General features: G+C 41.0%; 21 protein-coding genes. 7 read left to right on the plus strand and 14 right to left on the minus strand.

The window, feature by feature from the left end:
* On the plus strand, window positions 1–109 hold a 109-nt coding region (locus G9X48_RS09060), incomplete at its 5' end, for an IS3 family transposase (protein ID WP_131729156.1).
* Between the two features lie 93 nt (window positions 110–202).
* Here G9X48_RS09060 and G9X48_RS09065 read toward each other — a convergent pair.
* Entirely contained in the window at window positions 203–3025 is a 2823-nt protein-coding gene (locus G9X48_RS09065) for a hypothetical protein (RefSeq protein ID WP_105536312.1), read from the minus strand.
* Entirely contained in the window at window positions 3025–4089 is a 1065-nt protein-coding gene (locus tag G9X48_RS09070) for a hypothetical protein (protein WP_166499926.1), read from the minus strand. The genes G9X48_RS09065 and G9X48_RS09070 overlap by 1 nt, the downstream gene beginning before the upstream one ends.
* A 109-nt stretch (window positions 4090–4198) precedes the next feature.
* Here G9X48_RS09070 and G9X48_RS09075 point away from each other — a divergent pair.
* Window positions 4199–5319, plus strand: a protein-coding gene (locus G9X48_RS09075; protein ID WP_105629659.1) for an IS3 family transposase whose coding sequence is annotated in 2 segments (ribosomal slippage) — window positions 4199–4457 and window positions 4457–5319 — 1122 coding nt in all. Because the reading frame shifts where the segments join, the coding sequence is not laid out codon by codon here.
* A gap of 36 nt (window positions 5320–5355) precedes the next feature.
* On the opposite strand, the gene G9X48_RS09080 is transcribed toward G9X48_RS09075, so the two are convergent.
* On the minus strand, window positions 5356–5895 hold the full coding sequence (locus G9X48_RS09080) for a hypothetical protein (protein ID WP_158686284.1): 540 nt from the start codon (window positions 5893–5895) through the stop codon (window positions 5356–5358).
* Window positions 5896–6082: 187 nt separating this feature from the next.
* On the opposite strand from G9X48_RS09080, the gene G9X48_RS09085 reads away from it, so the two are divergent.
* Window positions 6083–6493 (plus strand): hypothetical protein, encoded by a 411-nt coding sequence (locus G9X48_RS09085; RefSeq protein WP_063921996.1) that lies wholly within the window; start codon window positions 6083–6085, stop codon window positions 6491–6493.
* A 60-nt stretch (window positions 6494–6553) separates the two neighbouring features.
* Entirely contained in the window at window positions 6554–7063 is a 510-nt protein-coding gene (locus G9X48_RS09090) for a hypothetical protein (RefSeq protein WP_097640717.1), read from the plus strand.
* 56 nt (window positions 7064–7119) lie between these two features.
* On the opposite strand, the gene G9X48_RS09095 is transcribed toward G9X48_RS09090, so the two are convergent.
* Window positions 7120–7794 carry an EAL domain-containing protein gene (locus G9X48_RS09095; protein WP_097640716.1) on the minus strand — a complete coding sequence of 225 codons (675 nt, stop codon included), beginning with the start codon at window positions 7792–7794 and terminating at the stop codon, window positions 7120–7122.
* A gap of 186 nt (window positions 7795–7980) precedes the next feature.
* On the opposite strand from G9X48_RS09095, the gene G9X48_RS09100 reads away from it, so the two are divergent.
* Window positions 7981–8295 carry a hypothetical protein gene (locus G9X48_RS09100; protein WP_097640715.1) on the plus strand — a complete coding sequence of 105 codons (315 nt, stop codon included), beginning with the start codon at window positions 7981–7983 and terminating at the stop codon, window positions 8293–8295.
* A 42-nt stretch (window positions 8296–8337) separates the two neighbouring features.
* Here the strand turns inward: G9X48_RS09100 and G9X48_RS09105 are convergent, their stop codons facing one another.
* Window positions 8338–8787, minus strand: a complete 450-nt coding sequence (locus G9X48_RS09105; protein ID WP_097640714.1) for a hypothetical protein — start codon at window positions 8785–8787, stop codon at window positions 8338–8340.
* Window positions 8788–8791: 4 nt separating this feature from the next.
* Window positions 8792–9076 (minus strand): hypothetical protein, encoded by a 285-nt coding sequence (locus G9X48_RS09110; protein ID WP_097640713.1) that lies wholly within the window; start codon window positions 9074–9076, stop codon window positions 8792–8794.
* Between the two features lie 281 nt (window positions 9077–9357).
* Here G9X48_RS09110 and G9X48_RS09115 point away from each other — a divergent pair, with 281 nt between their 5' ends.
* Entirely contained in the window at window positions 9358–10023 is a 666-nt protein-coding gene (locus G9X48_RS09115; RefSeq protein WP_105536313.1) for a hypothetical protein, read from the plus strand.
* A gap of 76 nt (window positions 10024–10099) precedes the next feature.
* On the opposite strand, the gene G9X48_RS09120 is transcribed toward G9X48_RS09115, so the two are convergent.
* The 8 genes from G9X48_RS09120 to G9X48_RS09155 form a co-directional block, all read right to left on the minus strand.
* Entirely contained in the window at window positions 10100–10477 is a 378-nt protein-coding gene (locus G9X48_RS09120; RefSeq protein ID WP_165770542.1) for a hypothetical protein, read from the minus strand.
* Complete coding sequence (locus tag G9X48_RS09125; protein ID WP_308726420.1) at window positions 10410–10829, minus strand: DUF2778 domain-containing protein; 420 nt, start codon at window positions 10827–10829, stop codon at window positions 10410–10412. The genes G9X48_RS09120 and G9X48_RS09125 overlap by 68 nt, the downstream gene beginning before the upstream one ends.
* A 123-nt stretch (window positions 10830–10952) precedes the next feature.
* Window positions 10953–11408 carry a hypothetical protein gene (locus tag G9X48_RS09130; RefSeq protein ID WP_097640709.1) on the minus strand — a complete coding sequence of 152 codons (456 nt, stop codon included), beginning with the start codon at window positions 11406–11408 and terminating at the stop codon, window positions 10953–10955.
* Window positions 11405–12136 carry an HNH endonuclease gene (locus G9X48_RS09135; protein WP_097640708.1) on the minus strand — a complete coding sequence of 244 codons (732 nt, stop codon included), beginning with the start codon at window positions 12134–12136 and terminating at the stop codon, window positions 11405–11407. The genes G9X48_RS09130 and G9X48_RS09135 overlap by 4 nt, the downstream gene beginning before the upstream one ends.
* Before the next feature lie 461 nt (window positions 12137–12597).
* A complete protein-coding gene (locus tag G9X48_RS09140; protein WP_097640707.1) occupies window positions 12598–13059 on the minus strand; it encodes a hypothetical protein in 462 nt (153 codons plus the stop codon).
* A 73-nt stretch (window positions 13060–13132) separates the two neighbouring features.
* Entirely contained in the window at window positions 13133–13612 is a 480-nt protein-coding gene (locus G9X48_RS09145; protein WP_105536314.1) for an HNH endonuclease signature motif containing protein, read from the minus strand.
* A gap of 72 nt (window positions 13613–13684) precedes the next feature.
* Entirely contained in the window at window positions 13685–13852 is a 168-nt protein-coding gene (locus G9X48_RS09150) for a hypothetical protein (RefSeq protein WP_154231959.1), read from the minus strand.
* A 566-nt stretch (window positions 13853–14418) separates the two neighbouring features.
* Entirely contained in the window at window positions 14419–16308 is a 1890-nt protein-coding gene (locus tag G9X48_RS09155; RefSeq protein WP_097640705.1) for a recombinase family protein, read from the minus strand.
* A gap of 43 nt (window positions 16309–16351) precedes the next feature.
* Here G9X48_RS09155 and rimO point away from each other — a divergent pair, with 43 nt between their 5' ends.
* Window positions 16352–17659 (plus strand): 30S ribosomal protein S12 methylthiotransferase RimO, encoded by a 1308-nt coding sequence (gene rimO, locus G9X48_RS09160; protein ID WP_097640704.1) that lies wholly within the window; start codon window positions 16352–16354, stop codon window positions 17657–17659.
* Window positions 17660–17934 lie beyond the last annotated feature (275 nt).

Raw genomic sequence — 17934 nt, forward strand, 5'->3', positions numbered from 1 at the left:
TGATTACATCGAAATGTTTTATAACAGTAAGCGTCGGCATGGTTCTAGCGAACAGATGTCACCGACAGAATATGAAAACCAGTATTATCAACGGCTCGGAAGTGTCTAGATTATCCGTGGCGATTCAAATAGAATTAAAAGCCATTTTATTATTCCTTTAAATTTAGGGATAACGATCCTTGCCATCCCTTTCATATATTATTTATGTATTTAGGTTGTAGTACTTCATATATAAAGTTAAACCTCTTAGTAATTCACCTGTATAGAAACCAAAGTACATTGAATTGTTTTGGCTTGTTGTAGGTGTGCCACTTCTAATGGCTGGCGACCATGCTCCATTCATCACGTGATTAGCACTAATTACATCGTAGTTTTGTTGTATCTCAGCAAAGAGTAAATCAAGTAATTCATGATCTGGATAACCAGCAATCGCCATCATTGATACACCCGCAAGCCATAGCCCTGACATATGACCTGTAAAGCCATCATAGATAACTTCACCATTATCTTTAAATCGTGTTGGTGCATGGCCATCGTTATTTTTCATGAACCACTTTAAGTAGTTCATCCAGTTCTTACAGTACGTAAGTATGTTCTGTGGAATGGTGTAATCACCACGTTGATAAAGTTCATGGACTACATCACAACCTGCAAAGAACGCACGAGGTTCATAACCAGACCATGCCTCTTCATACCAGTGCTGCATGATGAATACGTCGGGTTGTTCACCATCAGGTAAGTACGCTAATGCGTCTTGACGGTTCCACACAAACGCCTGTGCACACGGGCCTGGTACAGTCGGATGAAACTTATTCGTAAACCAGTTCTGAGCATCACATAAGAACCTCATACTGTTATTCAATCTGGTTTCATCAATTGCGGTCCCCTGAAAGCACCATATAGCCGGTAGTTGATACCCTGGGTATGGAAGGCCATGCCAGCCAGAATACAACTGAGCATACGGATCTGTGATGTTACTGAAGGGTATCAAGCCTGGTGTGTATGAGAGACTATCAAGCATGTACTGCTTGATCACACAATCGCCTAAGCGGGCTGTATACCCGTTTCCGGTACTGTCATTGAACCTAAGACTTAGCAGTACTGAATAATCACCTGTACCGCCATCATCATAGAGTGCTGGTAGGTCATTAATGCAGTACCAGTCGATACGACCGCTAACGCCATCAACCGGATCGGTATCAAGTAGTAACGTAAACTCTTTACGTGCGGTAAGGGTTGGTTGTCCAGGCTGTTCATCGCCTTCTTGATGATCAGGTTGATATGAGCTTAATTTAAAATCTAAGACTGAAAATGTTTGTGTAACCCATGCACCATTATTTGCAGGTAACACAGTCCACCACCGCCAACCAAGATCATCAATAATGCGGATGTTAAAATCATCAGCATAAGTACGGTATGTAAAAGAAACTAAATCCTGTTCTTCTTTATTGAAAATCCAGAAACCTACTGTAGAACTACCGTCACTATCCATAGTACTTGTTATGACGTTATCATAGTACTTACCTGTAATGCCGCTTTGATATTCAAGTTTAGTTACGGTGTTACCACCATAATCAGAAATCATACGCATATCTGCTGTTAAGTACTGCCCACCATCTGGCTTAGCAATTCGTGTAAAGTGGTTCATAGGTATACTCATTGCCTGAATACTGCCATCCGTTTGAGTAATTGGCAGACCGCAACGATATCTAATTGCACCTTCATCTGTTTTTGTTTTATTCACAGTTAATGCAACGGCAAGACTTAATGCAGCACCAGAGGTATCTACACCACCATATTCAACATAGAAATTGCTACTATTATTAAATTTGAACCAGATTGATTGTTGTTCAAGTGTGGTTTGTGCTGATGCACTTTGATTAATTCCAATATATCCATCAGCATCACGCGAGTAAGTAGCAGCCTGATTACTTGGATAGAAATAATCATATGAGATACCGTCTGTAAAAGGTGTTGTTGCTGCGGTAGATTTACGGAAGAACTTATCGAATTTATCTATATCAGAGTACCCAATACAGGTAATCATTGAGTTTTGCCAGGCTAACCAGTACTTACGCTCGCTTGTGATATCCCATAGTAGTTTTGCTGCCTGGCAGAACCACAATTCGGCATCTGATGCGTTATCTGCGAAATCAAAGGAACCATAGTTATCAATTGGTACATGTACTGGCCTGTTGTGCCAACGTTCATTACGCCCCATCAGATAACCGCCATGTTCTACAGGGTTACGTGTTGCATAGTTGAAGCGGTAATTACCGTTGATGGAAGTATCCTTGAGCTGGACTGTACCGATCTGGCTTGTTAGCCCTTCTGCCAGTACATTACCATTGCTATCTACCTTGCGACCTGTTCGGTCAACGATCCAATCAACATTGTATGTAGGTGCTTTGGTTTTCCAGTCCACCGAACCTTCTGAATCCCACGCATATACAGTAGCGTTTACCTGATTCCAGCCTAAAGAAGCACGTTCAGGAAAAGCGAACCATACTGCATCGAGGTACTCACCATAGTTTGGTGCACCGTGTGGTATCTGTGTCTGTCCGTTTGTCCATGTAAACAGTACTCCCTTGAAGCCTCCATGAGTTGGGTACTCTGGATCTAATGGATAGTGTGCCAGTACCGGAGCTTTGCCGTTACATATCCAGTTACAGCGTAATGAACCATCAGGTGGATCTGGAAACGCTACCCCTCTGTAGAACGCATTGTGATACCCGTTAAAGTAATTCTTTGCCAGTTCCAGATAGTGGGGTTCTTTGGTTGCTTGATATGCGTATATTGCACCTAAAATTGCTAATGACTGCCCTTCTGTTGTTGCGTCACCATCAGGTTGTGCTTCCCATCCAGTTTCCGCTATAAAGTGCCTGTTATTTGCAAGTACTTTATCTGGATTAAAAACAAAATGTTCAGTTTTGTTATCGTTAGTTAAACCTGTATTTCGTTCTAAAAATTTCAAATGTCCTTCTAACATTTGAAGGGCATTATTTATGTTACCTTTTCTAATCATTAATGAAGATCCGCCATTAGTAAGGAGCCGTACCAGGTACTACCCCCATCTATTGACGTGAATTGAAAAACATCAACTGAATCTTTAGTGAAGGTTAATACTGGAGTACGTCCGTATGACCATTTAACATTCGAAGGCCATTCTATTTTATTAGCACCTGTGCCTTGCGTCAGATATACCGTGATAGCTTGGCTGTTCTTAGTACTACCGCTTGCATTGATAATGCTTAACTGAGTACTCGCAGAGGTAAGTGTTGCAGAGAACACTCTTTTACCATCTGACATATCAAGACTAAGTGCGTCTGTTACGGTATTTAGTACTAACAAATCTTGAGTGATAGTAACCTTAGTATCAATGTTTGCCTGTAGTGCTGCATTCTTTACATCAATCTGTGATTTTGAGTAAGTACCTACATCATTATAGTTCAGAGACACGTTAGAACTTAATGGATAACCGTTAACAGTAGTAATACGTAGTGCAAAGAGATCGTTAGCCTGGGTACGAGAATATACGTCACTAATATCTGCTGCTACCAATTGAATGTTAGTACCAGATAACGACTTGTTATTGATTAGGAACGTCTTTGGAACGAAAGTACTATTACTATAACTTAGGCTTGCCATATCCGTTAACTGTGCTGCCGTTAGAGTAATATTACCTGTTAATGCTAATCCATTTACTGTAGTAGTTTTTGCAACAAAGTTTGTATTAACCTGCGTCTGTGAATATACATCTAAAATATCGGCTGCTACCAAGTTTAACGCCGTACCTGTTAGTGCGTGTCCGTTTAACTGGAACACTTTAGGAACATAGCTGTTATCGGTCTGTGTTTTTGAGTACACATCAGAAATATCGGCTGCTACAAGAATGATATTTCCGCTTAATGGTTTGCCATTGATGGTACGGGTAATCGGTACGTAGTTACTGAGATCAGTAGCCGCTGCTGCCCCAAGTTCTGACAAAGTAGGCTTATCGGCAGTGGTATAGACCTTGTACCATGCACCAGTACTTGCTGATGAGAAGTTACGGAAATTCAGTACCGGAGTACCGGATTTGTTCATCACTAACTGAGTACCGTTAGAACCATCAAGGTTCGTGATACTGACCTGCTCCCCGTTGATTAACACACCGCGATGTTAGTAATGTCTTCATAAGCCACATGAGGACATCCCCATGAAGAAGCGTTTTTCCGACGAACAGATCATCAGTATTCTCCGCGAGGCCGAAGCCGGGATTTCAGCCCGGGAACTCTGCCGTAAGCATGCTATTTCAGACGCTACCTTTTACACCTGGCGCAAGAAGTTTGGTGGCATGGAAGTTCCCGAAGTGAAGCGGCTCAAGTCGCTTGAAGAGGAGAACGCCCGCCTCAAGAAGCTGCTCGCTGAAGCCATGCTGGATAAGGAGGCGCTTCAGGTAGCTCTTGGCCGAAAGTTCTGACGACAGACCAGAAGCGGGAAGCCGTGGAAGTCATGTGTGAGGCCGCAAGTCTGTCGCAACGTCGTGCCTGCAGGCTGGCAGGTTTGTCCCTGTCGACCTGCCGTTACCCGGCTCAGCGTCCGGCTGCTGACGCGCAGCTGTCTCTACGCATCACAGAGCTGGCACTTGAGCGCCGCCGCTTTGGTTACCGGCGCATCTGGCAGCTACTGCGTCGGGAGGGCCTTCACGTCAACCACAAGCGGGTATACCGCATCTATCATCTCAACGGCCTGAGTGTAAAACGCAGGCGACGCCGCAAGGGACTGGCGACTGAGCGGCTTCCGCTTCTTCGCCCGGATGCGCCGAACCTGACATGGTCGATGGATTTTGTCATGGATGCACTTGCCAGCGGCCGCAGGATGAAGTGCCTGACCTGCGTGGATGATTTCACGAAGGAGTGTCTGACGATCACCACGGCATTCGGGATTACAGGCGTTCAGGTGACACGTATTCTGGACAGCATTGCGCTGTTTCGTGGCTATCCTGCAACGATAAGAACCGATCAGGGCCCGGAGTTCACCTGCCGCGCGCTCGATCAATGGGCCTTTGAACATGGTGTTGAGTTGCGCTTAATCCAGCCGGGCAAGCCAACGCAAAACGGATTTATTGAGAGTTTCAATGGCCGCTTTCGGGATGAATGCCTGAATGAGCACTGGTTCAGCGATATTCTACATGCCCGGGAAATAATTAATGACTGGCGGCAGGATTATAACGAGTGTCGACCACATTCATCGCTGAATTACCTCACGCCGGCTGAATTTGCAGCGGGCTGGCGAAACGGGAAATTTGAAGAAAAACCAACTGACATTACTAACTGAAGGTTGTATCTAATCCTGGGGGCAGGTCATACCCATTCACTCGGTTTGATCTTCTCTGGCGGTAGTATGTTCTTCACCGCCTGGTTCAATATCTTTATTAGCTTCTTCTGATTCTGAAAATCCATTTTCATATTCATCTTCCTCGTACTCATAATTTCCAATATCTCTGAGTACTTCATCAATTTTATCTTTTAGCGTTTCCCTCAATTGGTTTGCATCTTCACTTGCAAAGAGTTCTACATAAGTTGTGTTTGGAATACTACGCAACATGTTCTTTAGTTGAAGTAAGTAACTTGAAAGTGTGTCGGTTACATAATCCACTTCTACTAAGTTCTTTCTTTTTAGATCAGCTTCCATTTCTTCAATGTCTGCTTTAGCTTTTGCTAATCGTAATTGTTCACGTTGAGTTTCTTCTTTTAAATCTGTTTGCCCTCTCAATGGTGTTAGTACATTATCTTGTACCCATCGATAGATCTCATCGTCTGTTCCATCTATATCTAAACCTTTTGCTTTCCAATCACGGCTAACTGTTGCAGGATCGTATCCGTAGATTTTTGCTAATTGTAAGTACGTCATATTTCCTCGTATTGTGAATGAATTAGGTTCAAAACAGCATATATTTTATTCAAAGGGTGCGGCGAAACTACTCGATGCTTTAAAAATTCGGGGAGAACCTATTTTGTTTATTTACTATTTTGGTGATTGAAACATTTAAGTACTTTATGATAATCTTTTCGATCTACACACATACGAGGTTAGTTTTATGCTGGCTGCGATCTTAAAGTTCTTTGAGTTGTTCACTAAGTTACCAAAGTCTGTTCAAGAGCAAATTATAAATGCTGTTATTCTAACTCTTACACTTGGCTTTAAACGTTTCTTCAAAAAGAAAAAAGAAGAAGATTTAAGGAAAGCTACTGAAGAAGCAGTTAGTCCAGAAAAATGGCAGACTACATCAGTTGCTGTGAGTAATCTCATGCCTTCTCTTTACTCTCAAAAGAAAAAAGAAGAGTTTGCTAACTCAGTTGTTGAGTTAATTAGAAGCGACTCATTCATTAAAGAATTAAGTACACGCATCGAAAAGATTAACTCTAATGATGAAGAAAGCTACGTGGCTTTGTGCTCTATCGAAACTAAAAAGCTAATCATTGAAATGCTTGAAAAGAACACCAAGTAAATGATAGCCGCTGATTACATAATGACAATTTCATAGCTCTTTTTATGGCAAGGAATGAATATGAATCTACAAGCAAGTCTGTTTATAGCCGCAGCAATAGCTATTGCTGCCTATCAATGGGTTAAGCATAAGGGTACAAAAAAGAATTGGGAGAAAGGTAGTATCATTTTTGTAGGCTTATTACTTGCTATACCTGTTTTCTTTGTTTCCTCAGTCGCAATTTTTGGTATTTGGGGGCAGGAAGGTCAAGCAAAAGAAGATGCTCGACAGGAAGCACGTAAAGCAGAAGAAGATAAGAATCCGATTGGCTATGCAAAAAATCACCACAATCCTGTTTATGAATGTCAGCGAGCTATCGAGAAATTAGCTAAGTATGACTTTAAATGGAAGGATTCGATTACCAACCCTGCTTTTGTAAATTACGCATGGGTTAGTAAAGATTCAAAAGTGATTGAAATGTATGGTGACCAAGCTCAAGTACAGAATGGATTTGGTGCATATAAGAATGTCCAGTATTCCTGCAAATTTAATGGCGAAACTGGCGAAATATTATCTTATAACTTTAATTAAATTGTTAAATGAAGCCCTACCAAGCTTAAAACTGGTAGGGCTTCATTTATTGAGATCTATAGCAAACTATTAACTTTATGGAATGGTACTGAACGGTATAGGTAGCCCTGAATCGCTGTTACTCCAGCATCGCGTAATACTGGTAGCTCTTGCCGCTGTTCTACTCCCTCAACGATCACATACGGGCAGTACTTCATGATGTTCTTCATCAGTACGTTGAATGTGGGTTTCTGTACTTCCTGACGGTAGAACGCTCTATCAAGTTTTACGGCCTCATAGCATCCAGTAGTTAACGCTGCTACGTTAGCCTGACCGGAACCAAGATCATCAAGGAACAAGCGATAGCCAACGTTTAATAGTGTTCTGAGTATCGGATGTTCAATACCCTTTTCAAGACCATCAAAGTCTTCTGAGATCTCAAGCCTGACAAACTCCAGCTTATCCAATAGCTGAATAATATCCCTGTCAAAGACACATAGCCGTGCCTGTACTGTATCAACGTTAACGGTACAGAAAAGCCGGTTATCTCTGAACCAGGCCGCATAAACTTCTACGGCCTCCAATTGTTGTTTCAGTAGTTCCTTCTTCCCTTCAACCGTCATAGCCATGATGAAGTACTTACTGTTCAACACTGGCAGATCTTCACGATGGAAGCGGGTTAACAGTTCACAGCCTATGAGCTGGCCTGATGTTGTCATGATTGGTTCTGCTATGAAGTTTGTGGTGATCATCCTTTATTATCTCTTCATTCGATTAATGATAGATCATTGATCGTTTTTTCCTATTAATACAGTATCAACCTCACTAAAGATAACAACATAACCTATTGAAAATGATCGTTTTTATCTAATTCATGGTGCTTTATTTGGCACTGTATATAATTACAGTATTCTTAGTTTTGCTTGGAGGGTTAAGGAATGGATAATAAGAACGGTTACGATCCATCAGTACGTAGAGGTGTTCACCAGTTCTCCAACAATGGGGTATGGTTCACGGTCTGCTATTGGGGGAGTGCTCTTGATAAATTCAAGTTTGGTGATCGGGTAATATTTGAAGGTTCTGTAGGCGGGGTGTTCTGGCTGGAAACGGTTGAAAGGGATTGTTTTGTACTGATTAGCGAAACGCCATTCAAAGATGTATTGGACGCTGTGAGCTATCTACATGCTGAACAACGTGTGATTGAACAACATGGTGATGATTGGTTTTGTGGACAAGAAGAACTACCGTTCTAATATAAAGCCCCTTACTAAAGGGGCATTTATTTAATTTGATAATTATTCTTTGTTCAACATTTCTCGGAAAAGTCCTGTGTGAATACTGGCTACAACTAATGAAGCAACAGCAATTGCTGGTTTGAGTTCTATCAATGTCGCCTCATCATCACCAAAAACAAGGTAGGAAACAATAAAGCCAATAATATATACGGCCCAAGAAAAAACGAACCAGTAAATGATACTTAATATTGTTTTTATACTTCTACTTTCAATACTAAACATCTTAGTGATTGGCACAGTGAGTAAGCCAACCAACATACCTACCCAACCGTACAGTACAGTAGCGATCATCCCAATTATGAATACAGCAGAATCCCCTGTGAATGTTGAAACATATCCGTCTTCTCTTCTAACAGTAAACATCACTAACACACCGCCCAAGATAGAGAGAACTGCCAATGCTTTTGTACCAGTGAATGTACGTTTAATGCTGGCTTCTGTAATTGCCATATCATCAGTCCTTAATGAATTGTTGTACTGAATACCCTACCTCGCCGGAATGACCGAACGACACGAACCCATGATCCATAACCTGTACATTACGTATCGTCATTGGTTCTTCAACTGTAACGCAACTACCAGCTTTAAGCATCTTCAACATCACACCCTGATCTTTAGTTGAGATGGCACTGATCATCTTCATCAGATTGCCGTAGCTGTCGCAGTAAAAACCCTCAGAGATAGTAGCGGCCTGTGATGAACCTGCCATGAATAGTACTGCTAATAATAATTTTTTCATCTTTGTCCTTATAAGCTATCAGTAATGATAGTTAGGAAATCAACAGCAGATTTCCCATCATGGATAGTATCGGCCTTAAGTAGAATTTCTTTACTTACATGTGAACTGAAGGGAGTAAATCTGTACTGAGGACTATCGTATGGTAGCTTCACGCCCACGCCCACACCTTCAACAAACCTACCCATCGTGGGGGGGCGTGAGGTTGTGAGTGTACTTGATTGCGTTTACAGTGGTAAAGTACAATAATTGATCAATAAATTTAATTGAGGATTTTTTCAACAGTGGAATTAAAAAAAACAAATTTTTCTTTATTAGGCATTATTATAGTGCTGTTCATTGTTGCAATCTTAGTACTTATCAAGGTTCTTTTTCGTGATGCGAAAGGATTCGAATGGGGGAGCGTAACTGATTGGGTAAGTGCTGCATGTAATATGGCGATGGCTGGTGCGGCTGTTTATGCTGCGTACAATGCCAAAGATTGGATCTCTCCTAAGATACAACATGAAGGGTTCAAGCAAGCCAGTATGTGTATGGCCGAAATGATACAGTTAAGAATATTGCAGCAACATTTGTTAGCAAGTTACAGGTTAATAATTAAACCTGAGAATAACGCTACTCCAAATGATCTTTTAGATAACTTCAAACGACATAATGAACTTTGGCAAGAGTTTAGTAAAAAAGTTATCGATTATGGTACAAGATGTGAGGGTTTAAAGATTTGGAAAATTTATGTACTGCAAACTGACAAATTCCATACGTTAATATCGCATTTAAGCAAAACTAATAAAATACATTCAAAGATCATCTCTTCTTTTAACATGGATGATGGAATATATATCGTATTACAGAATTGGCAGCAACATAACTCAGATATTGAAGAAGTACATAAATCGTTAGCTGACTCAATTAGAAATTTGACTGTGGATTTTGATACTCTCTTTAAATAAATTTATAGGTAGTACATGGATTGTGATGCCCCTGACTTTAAAAAATGGTCATCACTCTCTAATAAAATCATCTCATTCATATTAAATTATTAAGTATTTTCACCGCTTCAATAACGGTATCTATGTACTGATTACGTAGACTTTCGTTAAAGTACTCGTCTTTTCTTTCTCTGTCTCTGATGGTTAAGTACTGGAACGGTTCATCTAAATCCCTTACCCTCGAATCGCGGGTTTCAATCTGCAAGCCATCAATACCATTCGTTTCAATACGTACTTCCTCGGTAATATATAGAAAGTAGTAGGTTCCATCATCGTAGGTGTTAAATTCTATTCTTATCATTTTGTAAATCCTATAGTGGGTTAGTACTGCTAACCTTTCTATATATTTACTGTTTTTGCTCAATTGAGAAACCAGAACCATCTGGCCTGAGTGGATGTAACCGGAAGCTACCACGTGATACACCGTTAATCATTATGCTATCTGTCATGGTTTGAGCACTGAAGAGTGCAAACCATTCGGAGTGGTCATTACCTGTGATTGTATCAACGCCCCATGCCCGGATCTTATTCAATGTAGAGCCAGTTGGCCTATCGACTATCCAGTACCGTCCAGTAGGTATTGCACTGTTTGGTAAGTACGCATAGTTGGGATCATTGGTATATGGGTTTTGCCCACTGAAAACCGAGAAAGTTCCTATTCCATAGACGTGTAATTTGGCATAGCCATTATTATCAATGTCGTCGTATGTCATCCTCATTATTTGCATTTTGTTTTCCCTGCTGTTTGCATATGAAGATTCTAACATATGCTATTTAAACAAACAGCCTCCTAAATGTAGTGAGTCTAAAAATCAACTTAAAATATCTTATTTCATATGAATGCTATGTTATTCAATCGTATTTGTTTAGCTATCTTTATCTTCGATAGATTATGCATCTTTAAAAAACCTTGCAATAAGATTTTTTGAATTAGGAATTTCATGCTCTTTCCCTTCAACATCCAATACGGTAATGTTTTCTAACTCATAAGCATTTCCATCATCATCTGTAATTACTAAATCCCTGAATTCTATTTGAAACATTTCTCTTTGTTTTTCTTTAAGTATAAAGTCATTTTTTTCATAACTATGTCTGGCATTATTCCCTTCGTAATGGCATAGAATCCCTTCTAATACAGCATCACGCCTACCAACATTCAGAACTGTCACTTCAATTTTATAAGCCTTTTCGTAAACAGGTTCGTATACAACTCGCCCTGAAATTTTCAATCTCGATCTATCATGCCATGCTGTTCTACCTGAAAAAAATAAGGAAGTACATGCTATGATAAATGAAAGCACTGAAAAAAAATCTTTATATTTAGCTGCTACTGTTAATATGCTCATTTTTTCTCAACTATTATTTTTAATCTTTCTAAACTTAAGACTTCACTTCCCCTATGTATCATTGCATGACAGTTAGGACAAAGGGTAACCATATCCTCAATCGGGTTTACTACATAGTTCTCACCTACTGTATGCAGTGGTTTGATATGATGAACGTGTATAAATCCTTTACCGTGTTCGCCATAGACTTTCTCAAAGTCAAACCCACAACACTTGCAAGAAGTACCATGATGGTCAATACAAGCCTGCCGTGCTTTTGGGTCACGCTCGTAGGAGTTTACTGTGACTTGCTTTTTTGTACCTTCAGCGTAGTTTTCAGGTGAGGTAATTTCATCAGGGAACGGATTAGGTAAGAAGTCTGCATACCAGACAGTACCTTCTTTTCGAAGGTAACGCTTTTCAAGTTTAGGGGTGAAACGTTTGATAACAGCTACATCTCTATCCTCATCGTTTCGCCCCTGCTCCATATCAAATGTGAAAAGATCATAACCTTCAGCTATCAACTGGATGTGTTCAATAGCTTGAATGTATCCCAGATTTTTTCTTGTCCTACCATCAACTACTTTGGTTTTCCACCGCTCCCTTAGGATGACTGATCTTTCTTGCTCTTTCTGAACATCCCAAGCACCAAAGATAACCATCTTCTTGTCGTGATTCACAAATGACCAACTCCAAGTCCAGTTACTACAAGTAGCACCATGCGACTGGATGAATTGTTTTCTGTTCATGTTATCCCTCTCTTAAGTACCTCTTTGTACACAAAAATTGCACACTTAATCCAGTACTTTATGTAGCTATCCAATAGCATCATAGTACGGGGAAATGACCAGAGCGAGAGTTGTGAAACTGGCGGGGCATTTCGTACTTACCAATTCACTTTAGGTACTTCACTTGCTGTACTAACACCTATCGAGCAAAGCGAGAAAAACGCCTTCCGTCTTTTCGAGTACAGCGAGAAAAACGGAACGTTTCTAACCAATACTACGAGGAGTTCACGACGAGTAGTATTCGTGACGCAGTCACAGTTTCATTGAATACTGATAGAGAAAGAAATACATGGAATGAAATGGAATGGATTTCGTATCTCTATACTTAGTTGCCGTATTGATGGTAAGACGCGGGTTTCAGGGGCTTTTTCTGCCGTAATACGGCATGGATATATGCCGTATTATGCCGCAATAAGGCACAATTAACGCAAGCTCTTTAAGTACTCGATCATGTCATCAATAAAATAACCTTGTTTTTGTAGTTCCAATAGATTACCAACCTCTTTATATGTTAGTGTTCTTTGCCCATATGCTGGTGCTGGTAGTGCGTTTGGGTGTTCTATCATGTATTGCTCTATTCGTTTTGCTGCATCCGTGATCGCTGCCCCGTAATACCTAATCATACGTTCTTTTACTTGTTTCTTATTCTGCTTTACTTTAATAAGATTGATAGTATTGAATAGTAAATCATTTCGTATTTCATCTTCATTACTCAATACTGTAAAAACATCGTAGACACTAATCTTATAACTCACATTCAGTTTAGCCACTGAATCCTTCATAATGTTTTTGATATCTTCACATGGGATATCTTTGTATAGCTTGTACTGACTTATTAGTGCTTTTATGTTTCTATTATCAAAACTTGAATAGGTTTTTGCCATGATAAATACTCCTGTATAAATGTAATTAATAATTGGCCTGTAGTAATTCCACCCACTACAGGCCATTTGTATTTTATTGTCCTGCTTTTTTTATAATTCTCGTATAAGCTTGACGTGACACTGAACGATTCCAAAGATCATTGAAATGGTTTGTTATTCCAATCAATGAGTACTTGCCAGTTTTGTAAGTACTAATAATTTCTTCTTTCTCTTCTTTTGTAAAACGAACACCAGGCTTTCTGTTTTTAATTTTTGCAATATTATTTTTCTGAGTAATCCATTGTAAATTACTAACTTCATTGTTTAACGGATTATCATCAATATGATCAACTACTAATTTCAACGATTGATTGCGTGGTATAAATGCTTCGGCTACAAGACGATGTACCTCAATAACTTTACTACCATATCCTTTTACAGATAATGATACTTTATAATACCCATTCGATTTACTTAATGAGTTTTTTAGTTTTCTATTAGTCTTAGTATTAAAAACTTCACCGTCAGAGCTTATTATGTAGTTTTCATATTGCGTTTTTTTCCATTGTTTCATTTGAACTTCCTTTTATAATTAACGCGTCAAATCCTTTGATCGCGTTTCTCACATCTACTTGGCCTGTGAGAGTTAGCCCTTTTTTAGAATGATGTGTTGGTTTAGTAAGTACTGAAAAGCACTTGCTAATGTTTCACGCTCGCAGACGCCACTCTTAGATAGTTCCTGCAATGCGATTAACTGACGCTCAGTTAATCGCACAGTCACACAATTAGTTTTTACATCCTTTTTGTTTTTCATTTTTTTCCTTATTAAATGATTTCGATTTCGTAATAAATCCCATGTAAAAAGAACCCTACGGCGTAGGATTTCTTTTCAATGGAAAGAAAGATGAGTCACAATCTATATATTATTTATTAACATTTTTCGAAACATGCGAGATATGTGAAGACATTTTTAGTATAGGATTTTTTTCAAAATCGTTTCACGGATTTTTAAATCCTTATTGTTGATTCAATCTGGAAGTACTGAAGAAGTTGAGAGAAAGCATTAAGTATTTGATACCTATATTATACCATGTTTATTTTTCCCGTTTCAGGTAGCTCCTAACCCATCTATTAATCACTGGTATCTTCAAAGGTAGTGTTAGCACACCTAAGATCATGTAGATGATTAAACAAACCAGATAGAATGGTAATAATACACAAACGCAAAAAACGAATGCCAGTACTTCTACAATAATTTTAACTAATAAATTCATACATCCTCTCAAGTACACTCTTTAGAGTATTTAGTACTGAGAGTAAAAAACAGACATGAAATAGCCCCTTTCGGGGCTTAATCAAAATTGTTGGGGCTATAATATTTTATTGTATTTTGAATTTTTCAATAAATTGTTGACGAGTTAATCCTGTTTTTTCAATTGCACTTGCTATCGCTTTAGGCAACCTGCCGTTAAATGAAATTGTGTGTTCCACACCGTCAAAAGCAACCGTTATTTTCTCGTGCTTTCCAGTGTTAGGCCAAAATTGTGTACCTTTAATTTCTGGATAACCAACTTCAGCAAGCATAGTTACCGCAGAATCATACATTGCTAAATAACCTTTTTCTAATTTATGCAAGTAGCTTACTGCCTTTTGGATTTCAGGCACATCCTTTAGATCATTCTCAAGTACTGTTAATGCCCCCTCTTTCCCTGTATCAAAATCGATAGAAAACCGCCAATGTGGTTTTCTATCAACGCCACCGAACACCAAAACTTCATCATTACCATAATATTTAATTTTTATAGTTATGCAATCATTTGTTTTATCTACGACGATATATTCAATAATTGCATCTATAATCTTTCTGATCTTATCCCTATCATTATCTTCCATGTTCGTAAAAACAGCCCATTGAATAAGGATGAGAAATTCCATGATATCTACTTCAAAAGAACCTTTTCCTTGAAATGAAACTAATCTTTCTTTCAATTTCTCTACGGATAAAACAAGTTCCTTTCTCTTGCTATTAATTTCGTTCAAAGAATGAGCCAAAGAATTTACATCAGGTGCAATAGCTATTGCAGTAACCAAATTTGAAATTTTAGAATCTAAAGCTTTGATCAATTTTTCTTTTTCATTGAGTTCTTCTTCTATTAGGGTTGTATCACTACCATTTTTTCTACTTTTATCCATGTAGCCAATTAGGAGTGCAATCATAGTACAATGTTCAACTAATTGTGCTGTAATTGACCAACCTGAACAATTTTTTTGTAGATGTACCCCATTAGTACAGATGTATCGAGCTTTACCATGATTCATAAATGAATGCATAGTCCCGCCACATTTACTACATCTGAGAATAGAAAGACCAGAAAGTAATTTTATTGTGTCTGCACCCTCTTTTTTTGATTTGTAATTGTTTTGTTGTTTCCTTTTTTCCAATAAGAAAAACTCAGCTTCATCTTTGCACAACCACGGATAATAATTTTCTAACTTATAAGGTACACCTCTAAGATTTATAGTACGTTCTCCAATCAATGCACGGTTATCACGCATTTTTTTTAGTACTTGGTAATCCCACTCTCTTCCCTTCAAACCATTTGGATATTTCTCATCAAGGTATTTCTTAACACTGTAAACACCATTGCCAGACAAGAACATATCAATTATTTCTCGGGCAATATTCCAGTAAAAAGGATGTTTTTTTACTGCTTCATATTGTGATCCAGTATCATCTATCCAGAATGGATGTCGGCCAACTGACTTAATGTTTACTGGCAACCCTTCTTTGTGGCGTTCGACCAAAGCAACAACATTACCTACAGTCCTGTTAGATTTCGTTTCGGACTCTTCATTGCCACGGATAAACATCAGAATAGAAATCATAAGATCAGTAGGGTTTTGTCTGATGGTATCTCGGTTATAAACCTTCCGATCCATTCCCGTGACAATCGTTAGCCCTAAACCTATCAACTCAAGGAATAAACGCAGTGCTTCATCCACCTGATCACGTGAAAGGCGGTCAAGATTCTCACAGTAAAGCCATGAGTCAGACGGTATAGCAGCGTTTTTTACGGCGTCTATGAAGTCGCCCAACTTACCCGCCCTGTTCTTTCCGCGAAAAGCACTTACGCCAGGCTCGATAATTTCAACCATTTCAAGGCCAGCTTCTTCAGCATAGGCTTTCGCCGCCGCTACCTGTCTGGTTCTGGTAGTCCCTTTATCCTGCCTATCTGTTGACCACCTGATGTAGCTATAAAGTTGCGGCATCTATATAATCCCCGGCATTGTGAGCAATTGATTGTACAAAAAAATGTCTAAGATTGGATTTATATCATTAGGGTGCCCAAAAAACCTGGTGGACTCTGAACGCATCCTGACTGAGCTTCGCACCGAAGGTTATGACGTGGTGCCACGCTATGACGACGCCGATATGGTTATCGTCAACACCTGCGGGTTTATCGACAGCGCGGTGCAGGAGTCGCTGGAGGCGATCGGCGAGGCGCTGAATGAAAACGGCAAGGTGATTGTCACCGGCTGTCTCGGCGCGAAAGAAGACCAGATCCGCGAAGTGCACCCGAAAGTGCTGGAGATCACCGGGCCGCACAGCTACGAGCAGGTGCTGCAACATGTTCATCACTATGTGCCGAAGCCGAAGCACAACCCGTTCCTGAGCCTCGTCCCGGAACAGGGTGTGAAGCTGACGCCGCGCCACTACGCCTACCTGAAAATTTCCGAAGGCTGTAACCATCGCTGCACCTTCTGCATTATCCCGTCGATGCGCGGCGATCTCGACAGCCGCCCGATTGGCGACGTGCTGGCCGAGGCGAAACGTCTGGTGGAAGCGGGCGTCAAAGAACTGCTGGTGATTTCGCAGGACACCTCCGCTTACGGCGTGGACGTGAAACACCGCACCGGCTTCTGGAACGGCTCCCCGGTCAAAACCAGCATGGTGAGCCTGTGCGAACAGCTCGCGAAGCTCGGCGTCTGGGTGCGTCTGCATTACGTCTACCCGTACCCGCACGTGGACGATGTGATCCCGCTGATGGCGGAAGGCAAAATCCTGCCGTATCTGGATATTCCGTTGCAGCACGCCAGCCCGCGGATTCTGAAGCTGATGAAGCGTCCTGGTTCGGTAGACCGCCAGCTGGCGCGCATTAAGCAGTGGCGTGAGATTTGCCCGGAGCTGACCCTGCGCTCGACGTTTATCGTCGGCTTCCCTGGCGAAACCGAAGACGATTTCCAGATGCTGCTCGATTTCCTGAAAGAGGCGCGGCTGGATCGTGTGGGCTGCTTTAAGTACAGCCCGGTTGAAGGCGCCACCGCTAACGATCTGCCGGATCAGGTGCCGGAAGAGGTGAAAGAAGAGCGCTGGAATCGCTTTATGGCGTTGCAGCAGCAGATTTCCGCCGAGCGTCTGCAGGAGAAAGTGGGCCGCGAGATCCTGGTCATTATTGATGAAGTGGACGAGGAAGGCGCAATTGGCCGCAGCATGGCGGACGCCCCGGAAATCGACGGCGCGGTGTACCTGAACGGTGAAACCAAACTGAAGCCGGGCGATGTGGTGCGTGTGAAGGTGGAGAACGCCGACGAGTATGATCTGTGGGGAAGCCTGGTATAAGGTTTCTGCGCGCCGTTAACGTGAAAAGGCTGCCGGTGGCAGCCTTTTTTATGGCGGGTGCATGACATCGGCGGGTGCGCTGCGCTTACCCGCCCTACACAGAACCAACCGATCCCGTAGGGCGGGTAAGCGCAAGCGCACCCGCCATTCACAACCAACCTGGTCGTAGGGTGGGTAAGCGCAAGCGCACCCGCCATTCACAACCAACCTGGCCGTAGGGCGGGTAAGCGCAAGCGCACCCGCCATTCACAATCGACCTAGCCGTAGGGCGGGTA

It is taken from the genome of Cronobacter sp. HA18006 (assembly GCF_011605445.1).
Classification (GTDB): domain Bacteria; phylum Pseudomonadota; class Gammaproteobacteria; order Enterobacterales; family Enterobacteriaceae; genus Cronobacter; species Cronobacter sakazakii.

What these genes read in the sequence shown, in the direction of transcription:
- G9X48_RS09065 (WP_105536312.1), bottom strand. Translation starts at nt 3,025, where the DNA reads ATGATTAGAAAAGGTAACATAAATAATGCCCTTCAAATGTTAGAAGGA.
- G9X48_RS09080 (WP_158686284.1), bottom strand. Translation starts at nt 5,895, where the DNA reads ATGACGTACTTACAATTAGCAAAAATCTACGGATACGATCCTGCAACA.
- G9X48_RS09085 (WP_063921996.1), top strand. Translation starts at nt 6,083, where the DNA reads ATGCTGGCTGCGATCTTAAAGTTCTTTGAGTTGTTCACTAAGTTACCA.
- G9X48_RS09090 (WP_097640717.1), top strand. Translation starts at nt 6,554, where the DNA reads ATGAATCTACAAGCAAGTCTGTTTATAGCCGCAGCAATAGCTATTGCT.
- G9X48_RS09095 (WP_097640716.1), bottom strand. Translation starts at nt 7,794, where the DNA reads ATGATCACCACAAACTTCATAGCAGAACCAATCATGACAACATCAGGC.
- G9X48_RS09100 (WP_097640715.1), top strand. Translation starts at nt 7,981, where the DNA reads ATGGATAATAAGAACGGTTACGATCCATCAGTACGTAGAGGTGTTCAC.
- G9X48_RS09105 (WP_097640714.1), bottom strand. Translation starts at nt 8,787, where the DNA reads ATGGCAATTACAGAAGCCAGCATTAAACGTACATTCACTGGTACAAAA.
- G9X48_RS09110 (WP_097640713.1), bottom strand. Translation starts at nt 9,076, where the DNA reads ATGAAAAAATTATTATTAGCAGTACTATTCATGGCAGGTTCATCACAG.
- G9X48_RS09125 (WP_308726420.1), bottom strand. Translation starts at nt 10,829, where the DNA reads ATGTTAGAATCTTCATATGCAAACAGCAGGGAAAACAAAATGCAAATA.
- G9X48_RS09130 (WP_097640709.1), bottom strand. Translation starts at nt 11,408, where the DNA reads ATGAGCATATTAACAGTAGCAGCTAAATATAAAGATTTTTTTTCAGTG.
- G9X48_RS09135 (WP_097640708.1), bottom strand. Translation starts at nt 12,136, where the DNA reads ATGAACAGAAAACAATTCATCCAGTCGCATGGTGCTACTTGTAGTAAC.
- G9X48_RS09140 (WP_097640707.1), bottom strand. Translation starts at nt 13,059, where the DNA reads ATGGCAAAAACCTATTCAAGTTTTGATAATAGAAACATAAAAGCACTA.
- G9X48_RS09145 (WP_105536314.1), bottom strand. Translation starts at nt 13,612, where the DNA reads ATGAAACAATGGAAAAAAACGCAATATGAAAACTACATAATAAGCTCT.
- G9X48_RS09150 (WP_154231959.1), bottom strand. Translation starts at nt 13,852, where the DNA reads ATGAAAAACAAAAAGGATGTAAAAACTAATTGTGTGACTGTGCGATTA.
- G9X48_RS09155 (WP_097640705.1), bottom strand. Translation starts at nt 16,308, where the DNA reads ATGCCGCAACTTTATAGCTACATCAGGTGGTCAACAGATAGGCAGGAT.
- rimO (WP_097640704.1), top strand. Translation starts at nt 16,352, where the DNA reads ATGTCTAAGATTGGATTTATATCATTAGGGTGCCCAAAAAACCTGGTG.